General features: G+C 30.1%; 8 protein-coding genes. 4 read left to right on the forward strand and 4 right to left on the reverse strand.

Annotated features, from left to right (window positions below):
* Both ACTG3V_RS03075 and ACTG3V_RS03080 read right to left on the reverse strand, forming a co-directional pair.
* A complete protein-coding gene (locus tag ACTG3V_RS03075; protein WP_439130659.1) occupies window positions 1-1,422 on the reverse strand; it encodes an SDR family oxidoreductase in 1,422 nt (473 codons plus the stop codon).
* 3 nt (window positions 1,423-1,425) lie between these two features.
* The gene (locus ACTG3V_RS03080; protein WP_439130660.1) at window positions 1,426-2,052 is read right to left on the reverse strand and encodes a flavin reductase family protein; all 627 of its coding nucleotides are present in this window, start codon (window positions 2,050-2,052) and stop codon (window positions 1,426-1,428) included.
* Window positions 2,053-2,242: 190 nt separating this feature from the next.
* Here ACTG3V_RS03080 and ACTG3V_RS03085 point away from each other — a divergent pair, with 190 nt between their 5' ends.
* Together ACTG3V_RS03085 and ACTG3V_RS03090 are read left to right on the forward strand one after the other, a co-directional pair.
* Entirely contained in the window at window positions 2,243-3,244 is a 1,002-nt protein-coding gene (locus tag ACTG3V_RS03085; protein WP_439130661.1) for a DUF4198 domain-containing protein, read from the forward strand.
* Between the two features lie 10 nt (window positions 3,245-3,254).
* Window positions 3,255-3,929, forward strand: a complete 675-nt coding sequence (locus ACTG3V_RS03090; protein ID WP_439130662.1) for a HupE/UreJ family protein — start codon at window positions 3,255-3,257, stop codon at window positions 3,927-3,929.
* Here the strand turns inward: ACTG3V_RS03090 and ACTG3V_RS03095 are convergent.
* Both ACTG3V_RS03095 and ACTG3V_RS03100 read right to left on the reverse strand, forming a co-directional pair.
* On the reverse strand, window positions 3,924-6,227 hold the full coding sequence (locus tag ACTG3V_RS03095; protein WP_439130663.1) for a DUF2309 domain-containing protein: 2,304 nt from the start codon (window positions 6,225-6,227) through the stop codon (window positions 3,924-3,926). The two genes, ACTG3V_RS03090 and ACTG3V_RS03095, sit on opposite strands and share 6 nt — an antisense overlap.
* A 1-nt stretch (window position 6,228) precedes the next feature.
* Window positions 6,229-7,674, reverse strand: coding sequence for a proton-conducting transporter transmembrane domain-containing protein (locus tag ACTG3V_RS03100; protein WP_439130664.1), 1,446 nt, complete (start codon window positions 7,672-7,674; stop codon window positions 6,229-6,231).
* A gap of 653 nt (window positions 7,675-8,327) precedes the next feature.
* Here ACTG3V_RS03100 and ACTG3V_RS03105 point away from each other — a divergent pair.
* Entirely contained in the window at window positions 8,328-8,681 is a 354-nt protein-coding gene (locus ACTG3V_RS03105; RefSeq protein WP_439130665.1) for an ISAon1 family transposase N-terminal region protein, read from the forward strand.
* A gap of 19 nt (window positions 8,682-8,700) precedes the next feature.
* Window positions 8,701-9,620, forward strand: a 920-nt coding sequence (locus tag ACTG3V_RS03110; RefSeq protein WP_439130671.1) for an ISAon1 family transposase, incomplete at its 3' end; no start/stop codon positions are given.

Genomic DNA, 9,620 nt, shown 5'->3' on the forward strand with positions numbered 1-9,620 from the left:
TTATTTATTAATGTTGTTAATCATTCCATTAAAAACAAACCAATGAAAAGGCATTACAGAATACCAGTATAACCGACCTCCAATACCATGAGGTCTAAAAGTTGCAGTTTGGTGTATAAAATTATCTTTAATTTTAAATTCTAGCCAAGCTTCGCCAGGTAAAATCATTTCTGCATAAAGTAGAAGTTTCCCTTTTTCTTTATCAGCATAAATAACTCTCCAAAAATCTAAAGCATCACCTGCATTTAATTCTGTAGGATGTCTTCTTCCTCTTCGTAAACCTGCACCTCCAAAAAACTGATCTAAAAAGCCACGTATTTTCCATAAAAATGTTCCATAATACCAGCCTGTTTCGCCACCAATCGCCCAAATTTTATTTAGGGCGTTTTCCTTATTTTTTAATTTCCTTTTCTTATAATCTTTAAAACATCCATATTCAGGAACATTAATAAATTCGTGTACATAATTTTTTAATTTACCACTGCTTATGTATGAATCTTTCCAACTCGATATAATGCTATTTTGTTCTATTTTTTTGAAAGCTAATTGTACAGCTTCCTTATAAGTCATTGGGTTAATCCCTAAAATTTGATTGATACTGCTTTTCTTTCCTATTACCTCTACACCCATTGAGTTTACTAAAGATGAAGCTAATTTATAGGATGTTGATGTAACAAAATATAACCAGTAAGATGATAGTTTAGGAGTCATTACTGGTACAGTGATAATCCATCGTTTTAATTTTCTTACTTCTGCAAATTGCAATAGCATAGTTTTATAGGTCAATACTTCTGGACCAAAAATATCATAAGAGGTATTGTAAAGTTCTTTTTTTGCTAAAGCTTTATGTAAAAAAGATAGTACATCTCTAATGGCCAATGGTTGTGTTTTGGTGTCTAACCATTTAGGGGCAATCATTGCTGGCAGTTTTTCTACTAAATCTCTAATGATTTCAAAAGAAGAGCTACCTGAGCCCACAATAATACCTGCTTTAAAAGTGGTTAAAGCGTAGTGTTCTGAAGCTAATGTATTTTCAACATTTTTTCTTGATAATAAATGTTTTGAAAGTTTGGTGTCATTGGTAATTCCGCTTAAATAAATTACTTGTTTGATAGAAGTACGATTTGCAAATCGTTTAAAATTAAAGGCACATTTTTCTTCTAAAACATGAAATTCTTTAGCAGAATTAGACATGGAGTGTATTAAATAATAAGCAGCATCTATATTATTAGGAATTGCCTTGAGCGAATGTGCATTCAAGAAATCCGCTTCAACAAGGACTACATTTTTTTTGTCTTTGTAATAACTTTGTGCTCTTTTTTTGTCTCTAACAGGGCATATCACCTTATGACCATCATTTAATAATAATGGAATTAGTCTTTTGCCAATGTAGCCAGTAGCTCCTGTTACGAGTATGTTCATTCTTTATTTTGTTGTTTCTTTGGGACGTTGATAAGAAAGTTGTTTTTTAAATTTAGGCACTGCGTATGTGTCTAAGCCATTAATAGTTACAACATTTCCTTTTGATAAGTTTATTAAGCCATCTTCTTCAAGTAACTCATCTTTTACATAGAGTTCTTGAATTTGAGCCACAATCAACATTACATCATTAGAGGGTACATATATTTCTTCAATAAATTTCATGCTCATTTGCACAGGAGCATTTTTTACAAAAGGAGCTTTAAAATTCCCTTTAAATTCAGGCTCTAAATTCGTCATATCAAACTCAGAAACATCATCAGGATATTTTGCAGAAGTATGATGCGCGTCTTCAAAAACATCTTCCCAAATATGATTTATTGTGAAATGACCTAAATCTTTTATGTTTTTGTGGGTATTTCTTGGTACTGTTGTGGGTCTTAAAATAAAACCTAAAGTGGGTGGGCTTGATCCTAAATGTGTAACCGAACTAAAAACAGCAACATTGGTAATGCCTTCGTTAGAAATGGATCCTAATAAATTGGCAGATTTAAAACCAGAACAACTATTTATTAAGTTAATTCTAAATATTTTTTGAAGATTGAATATGTCTTTTTGATTGAAAAATTGCATTTTTTGATTTGTTCTATATAAACAAAGATACAAATTGTTTAATCTTATTTGATTTACATTAAACAAAAATTATGTTAAATAAAAGCTATTCTTATGATGTAAGCTTTATTAATCAATTGAATATTATGTAATTTAATTTTATAGATTACTTTTGTTTCAATAAGATTTTTACAATAAAACAACCTTAGAAATGAAGAAAAAGATATTCGCGGCTTTATGCATTTTAATTTTCTGTAGTCATGATATGTATCTAAAATTAGATACATATTTCTTACAGCCTAATACACAAAGTACAATCAACTTATATAATGGAACTTTTGACAAAAGTGAAAATGTAATTGATAGAGATAGAATGTTGGATGCTAGTTTTGTAGGTAATGGAAGTCGTTTAAAAATTGAAAATAACCAATGGGAAGAAAGAGATAGTATTACCATATTAAATTTTAATTCGAAAGAAGAAGGTACTTGGATTGCTGGAGTTTCTACAAAGCCAAGAAATATTGCTATGAAAGCGGCTGCTTTTAATAAATATCTTAAACACGATGGAGTTAAAGATATGTTGCTTTTAAGAGAGCAAAACAATACGTTAAATGAAGACGCTGTAGAAAAATATTCAAAGCATGTAAAAGTAATTTTTCAAGTAGGCACTAAAAAAACAGAGGATTGGAAAACTGTTTTAGGGTATCCTATTGAGTTTGTTCCTCTAGAAAATCCTTATGATTTAAATACTGGCGATAAATTAAAAGTAAAATTAATAAGAGATGGAAAACCTTTAGCGAATCAATGGGTTTATGCAGATTTTAGGGCTTCAAAAAATGGGCATTCTCATGACTCGTCATCAAATAATCATACACATGAAGAAGAAAATCATCAACACTCTCATGATTCAGAAAATCATACCCATACTACAGGTCAAGAATTACAAACAGATAAAAATGGAATCGTTTCTGTAAACTTAACCAATGACGGAATTTGGTATTTAAGAACAATTCATTTGGTAAATTCTGAGGAAGAAGGTTTAACACACGAATCAAATTGGGCAACCTTAACTTTTGAGGTTACTCATCAACATTCATCAGAAACACATGCTCATTCTCATGATCATGAAGATGGCGTGCCATTTTACTTATTTATTATAGGAAGTGTAGTAATTATAGGCGGATTATTTTTCTTTTTTAATCGAAAAAAATAAATTGTTGCTGATGTTATTTAAGTCAAAGCATTTTGTAACGCTAGTATTTCTATTGATTCCTTTTTTTGTGTTTGCACATGGGGTAACTTCATCAGACCAAGCTATTTTAAATAATGGTGGTCTGTGGTCTTATATTTATGTAGGTGCCAAACATATGCTTACAGGCTATGATCATTTGTTGTTTTTGGCTGGAGTTGTTTTTTATTTAAGCGGATTTAAAGACATCGTTAAATTTATCACCATTTTTACTGTAGCACATTGCATTACGTTAACAGGTGCTTCATATTTAAGAATTACAGCTGATGAGCATTTGGTAGATGCTATAATTGCCTTGAGTGTTTTTTACAAAGGATTTGAAAATTTAGGAGGGTTTAAAAAACTGAACCTAAAAGCACCCAATTTATTAGTTATGGTATTTTTGTTTGGATTAATTCATGGTTTTGGATTGGCAACCAAATTGCAATCCTTTGATATGGGAGCAGATCAATTTTTATTAAAAATAGTAAGTTTTAATTTTGGTATTGAAATTGGGCAAATTTTGGCTTTAATTCCTATTGTATTTGTCATTACGCAATGGAAAAATAAAAAATCTTATCCAGCATTTTATAAAGCAACCAATATGTATTTAGTACTAATAGGGATTGTTTTATTTATATATCAATTAATTGGATATTTCTCTCTATAGTTTTTTCCATTCAATTGATTTTTGATATTTAAAAACCTCATGATTACTTGTAGGATCCATAACCATTACATAAATCCATTCGTTATCCAATAGATTTTTTGTGGCAGCATTTTTGGCAATAATATCAGAAACTCTGTTAAGAGGTGCTTGTATCATAACAGATAATCTTAAAGGTTGATGGTAACTTTCTGTATCTGATTCATAAAGAGATTGTAAAGGCAATCCCATTTTTAAATCACCACCATTTCCTTGAACAACGCCAAATTTTCCAGTAATGTTATGCGTTATTTTAGAACCACCACCATAAGTTTCATTGTCTATCGTAGAAAAATAATAATGATTATTTATCCATTGTGTTACTGTCATTGGGCCAAGCATTATACCTTCAAGTGCCTTGCCTTCTGTATCTAATTCCCATTCATAAGAATGTAAAAAACAATGGCTATCTAAGTTCATGTTTTTAGTGAGGTTTCTTGGCCCCACAATAAACCCTGCATTTTTGGCTAAACCCCATTCAGGTCTTGTTTCTCCCCAGTTATTTGCATTGCGTTCTGCTTTGAATACACTATTCACTTTAATTCCTAATCGATCTTGTGTGGCTGTTTTTTGTGCTTTTTTAAGATTTGCTTTTAGGATATCTAATCTAGATTTATGAGATTCTGGAACTTCTGCATCAAAAATTACAATTTCATCTGTAGTAGTATTGTGTTCTGCTCCTATAAAAAGGGTATCTTTTGGAATGTGTATTTGTAATTCTGATAATGCCTTTCTAACCTCTGGTTGGTTAGCTAATTTTGCTAACATTCTTGCATTGTGTCTTCCAGGGCTTGCAGCACAAGCACCACAATCTAAACTAGAGCCAAAAGGATTATTAGCAGAGTGACTACCATGACCAACATAAACAATTAAAGGAGCAAACTGTTTCCAGCCCATTAAATCAAAACTCGATTTTACAATGGCTACTTTGTCAGCAATAGGAATTCCAGACGTGTCATCTTGATTGTTCATATTAATATCAGGTTGACAAATATGTTCTGTCTTAGAAGCTTTTTTGTTATCTAAATGATACATTTTTCTTGGTAGTAAGGTTCTCCCAACCAAAGATAATCCGTAGAAAAAACCAGCACCTTCAACAAAACCAAATGCAGAAGGAATCATGTTTTTGATACGTTTTAAAAAGTAATTTTTAAACTTTAAAATTTCATTTTTGGCATCGTACTTTATAAATTCAACTTCTTTATTTTGTCTTGGTATTTCTGTAACTTTATAAGCAGAACCAACAATTGGCGGACAAGATTTTCGTGTAATGCCATCTGCTAAACTTTGATAATCCATAGCAATTCCAAAAAAACCAGCATAACCAAAAGTTTCATAATCTCCTTTAGATTCAATGTGTCTTCGTATTAACTCTGATCTTGTATCTATACAAAAAACCATTTGAGCATCTGGTGTTTTATTATCTTGTTTTGCTGGTTGAATAGCTTTGTCATTTAAAGTTTGTAACAACTTTTTTTGCCAAGTTTGTTCCCAAGCTTTTAAGAATAAATACTGAAGTTCTGAAATTTTTTCATCACCCTCGTTTACAGTATTTGGTAAAATCTTTGCATTTATTTTTTTGGCTGTCCAAAGTCTTACAGCTAAATAATCGACAATTTCTATAGGATATTCCTCTTGCCAATCACCATTCCCATTAATTCTATGATTTAAATATCCTGTCCATCCAGGTAAAGCCGCTAAATGATACGTTAAAATTTTAGTATAATCTTCTTTATGGTAGTTTTCTAAAATTTTTACAAGAGCCTCTGAACTGGTTTTTGGAATATCTTTTAAAGCAGTTTTTCCTGTTTCAGTATCGTAAACAACCAGTAACCTCCATGAATTATAAAAACCTTCAGTTTTATAAGGCATTTCCCATTCAGCTAAACCTTCATCCATAAACGAAGACAACCACTTACACATAATCACATCTAACTTATGGTTTTCATTTGTTATTTTAACTTCTTTTTGATCAAATAAAAGATTTAAATAATGTTCTGGTTTATCAGAATAATGATTCTCTTTTAATATTGATTGTAATATTTCATAACTAATATCCCCTTTATCAATAGCCTCTTGATATTTCTTTGCAGAAGGATAAGCATTGGTGTGTAAGTTTTTTTTGGCTTCAAGAACCGCCTCTTGAAATGATAAATTTTCATAACCAGAAAGTGGGTTAGAAGCAACAAAATTATATAATGGCCAGGTTTTTCCGATTACTTTAGAGGCTTGATCAACACTATTTAAAATATCTTGATTCATATTATTTAGATTTCGATATTAATATTGATTTGTGATAAGGTTGTGAAAGGTTCAGTAGTTTTACATAAAGCCAAGGAATTTTTTTATAAATCCCTAATTTCATAATAAAAAAACCGAAAAGAAAAATAAAACCAAAGATAATTTGCACCCAAGATAAAGAGGTTGGTTGATCTACCATTGGTAAATCTTTCATTAAAATGGTAACTCCATTATAAAAAAGTGCATAAACTCCAATTCCAGATAAAAATAAGACAATCGGAATAAAAGTTTTTTGAAGGTTCGTTAGGCTTTTTTCTTTAACAATATTGTAGGTGATTTGCCCAACTGTAATTGCCACAACAAGCGTAAGAAATACACTACTATCTAAATGGAATCCTTTACCGGTTAAAACTATAAATAAATATGCACCCAAAATTCCAAAAATTAAAACTACAAAAGTTTGAAAAGGTTTTATTTTTAGCGCTTTTTCTTTTTTCGGTTTCGTTTGTGCTATTTCTTCTCCAGAAGATAAAAATAAATATGCTTTATAGAATCCATGAAGAATTAAATGAGCAACAGCTGCATTAAAAAAACCAAGTCCACATTGCATAATCATAAAACCCATTTGTGCAATTGTAGAGCAGGCTAGTTTATGCTTAACGTTTACTTGTAGTAGTTTGGTAAATTGAGCAATAATAGCCGTAAAACCTCCAATTACAAATAAAATAGTTAAGGTTTTAGATGCAAATAATAACGTTGCAAAAATACTTAATAGGATGCCTGCACCGTTTACAAAACCAGCGTGCATAAGTGCAGATGCTGGAGTTGGAGAAGTCATTGCAGATAATAACCAGCGATGAAATGGATATATAGCAGATTGTACTACAGCAGCAGCAATAATACATAAAGCCGAAATCAATGTAATATAATTAGGCAAATTGTTCACAACTTTTGCTAAACCACTTACAGTGTATGTATTGCTATATACTGCTAAAACTAGAGTGCCTAAAGTTAAAAATAAAGTGCCCGTAAGAAAATATTGTAAGGTAAATTTTGAAGCTTCTTTAGCTTCAAGCCAATCTTTATCTATACCAATTAATTGCGACATAAATATGCCCATAAATAACCAACTTATTAGTATTAGTATAATGTGATTAGCCATTACTAATAACATTACAGAAAAGGTAAATACCAAACACAGTAACATAAATTTAGTATGATATCTAAAACCTTTAAGATATGTTTTTGCATAAGTAGCTACAATGGCACTAAAAAAAGTTACAGTACTCCATATTAAAAAGGTAAATCCATTTATTTTAAGAAAATTATGAAATGTATATTCTGGAATACTCGAAAAATTAAAAATTGTATACAGTATATTTATTGAGCATAAAAACCATAAAATATAAGGTGTGAATTTTACTAGAAATGGATTTTTATTTTTTTTTAAATTTTCATTGATATTCATTTCATTCGTTTTTTGATGGTTTTTTAGAATCACCAACTTTTTAAAAAGTTAATTTTTGGCAAAGGTGTAATAATTATATTGTTAATTTATATATATAAAAATTATGTTTTGTATAAGTTTTTTTTATGGATAAGAAATGTGTCTTTGAATTTAAGAAAGATGTTTTAAACATCAAAAAAGATTGAAATTATTAAAAAACTATCTCATATGATTATAGTTTAATTCAGAAGCTATAGATTTAATAGAAAATTAAATGCTGAAAATAACACCATTTTTAAGTAATAAAATTATTTAAAATGGAAAGGTTATTTATTTTTTATTATCAGGCATCAAAGCTGATGAAAAATTGATTTACCTGAAAAATAATTTTAAATCCATATTAAAAAAAAGCAGAATCCTTTTTTTGTATTAAGTCTATCTATAAAGATGCCTCAAAGTTTTTAGCTTATAGGTTATTTCAATAAATCAAACTTAACGAGATTGAATGTTTTATTCTAAAATTTCTTAAACAAATATTTAATGAGCATGGTTAAAACACTTAATTTCAAGCAAACTTTTGTATTTCTAAACTGAGAAGAGAATTTTGATGGATCAAGTTCAAAAGTTGTGTGTAAATTGATTTAGATTTTAGATTTTTGCAAAAAGATTAAGATTTGGAATTAACCTCAGAAGTATTAAAACTTATTTTGCCAGAATTATTGGTAACTCACTTTGATTTACTAAAACACGAATTACAAAATTCAGAACTACATCTATATTTCGAAGAAAAGTCTAAACTTCCAGAAGAGTTTTCTAAGGAATTAATTATCGCTCACGGTTTTCATAAACAAATCACCATTCAAGATTTTCCACTTAGAGGTAAAGTAGTTTTTCTCCATATAAAACGTCGTAGATGGTTAAATAAGACTACCAAGAAAGTAGTACAGAGAGATTGGAATTTAGTAGCAACAGGCACTCGTATCACAGCAGAGTTTGCCGATTTTTTAAAAGCTATTAATCGCTACTAAGCCTAATGATTGCCAAACGATAGGTGGTTTTTATGGAGTTGATGGTAAAAAGCTTCAACGTCAATTTAAAGATTACTTGAGTGACTTCAAACAATGGAAAGCAAAGTCACACGCTAAAGATTGGCTTGTATTTCCTGAAAATATAGGTAAACAACTCGCTATTGATGAAGTAGCTTTATCTAAAGGTGAACTCTATACGATTGTTACCAACAAAAAGGCAAAAGGAAAAGCAGGAAGTATTGTGGCTATTATTGCAGGAACCAAAGCAGAGCAAGTCATTGAATATCTGCTAAAAATCCCAAGTAATAAGCGATATAAAGTTGAAGAAATTACCTTAGATATGGCCAATGCAATGAAACTGATTGCTAAAAAATGTTTTCCTAAAGCAACTCAAGTTACAGATAGATTCCATGTACAGAAATTAGCTTTAGATGCACTACAAGATATCCGTATCAAACATCGTTGGGAAGCTATAGATAAAGAAAATCAAGAAATTAAAGAAGCTAGAAATAATAGCAAAACATATAGCCCAAAAACATTTACTAATGGAGATACAGTAAAACAACTCTTAGCTAGAAGTAGGTATTTACTCTATAAAGCAAAAGTAGACTGGACTGAAAAACAACAGCAAAGAGCAATAATACTATTTGAAAATTATCCTGATATCAAAAGGGCATACAAGATATCTCAAAAGCTAAGAAACTTGTTTAACCATAAAAATATCTCAAAACAAATAGCATATACAAAATTAGCGCACTGGTTTAGAGAAGTAGAACAATCTGGTTTCAAAGCTTTTAATATTGTAGCGAACTCTATTAGCCTAAACTATCAATCGATATTGAATTATTTTGATAACAGAAGTACAAATGCTTCTGCTGAATCTTTTAATGCCAAAATAAAAGCGTTTAGAACGCAGTTCAGAGGTGTCAGAAATGTAGA

Origin of the sequence: Polaribacter sp., assembly GCF_965660385.1 — a bacterium.
Taxonomy (GTDB): domain Bacteria; phylum Bacteroidota; class Bacteroidia; order Flavobacteriales; family Flavobacteriaceae; genus Polaribacter.

What these genes read in the sequence shown, in the direction of transcription:
- ACTG3V_RS03080 (WP_439130660.1), bottom strand. Translation starts at nt 2,052, where the DNA reads ATGCAATTTTTCAATCAAAAAGACATATTCAATCTTCAAAAAATATTT.
- ACTG3V_RS03075 (WP_439130659.1), bottom strand. Translation starts at nt 1,422, where the DNA reads ATGAACATACTCGTAACAGGAGCTACTGGCTACATTGGCAAAAGACTA.
- ACTG3V_RS03090 (WP_439130662.1), top strand. Translation starts at nt 3,255, where the DNA reads ATGTTATTTAAGTCAAAGCATTTTGTAACGCTAGTATTTCTATTGATT.
- ACTG3V_RS03095 (WP_439130663.1), bottom strand. Translation starts at nt 6,227, where the DNA reads ATGAATCAAGATATTTTAAATAGTGTTGATCAAGCCTCTAAAGTAATC.
- ACTG3V_RS03100 (WP_439130664.1), bottom strand. Translation starts at nt 7,674, where the DNA reads ATGAATATCAATGAAAATTTAAAAAAAAATAAAAATCCATTTCTAGTA.
- ACTG3V_RS03085 (WP_439130661.1), top strand. Translation starts at nt 2,243, where the DNA reads ATGAAGAAAAAGATATTCGCGGCTTTATGCATTTTAATTTTCTGTAGT.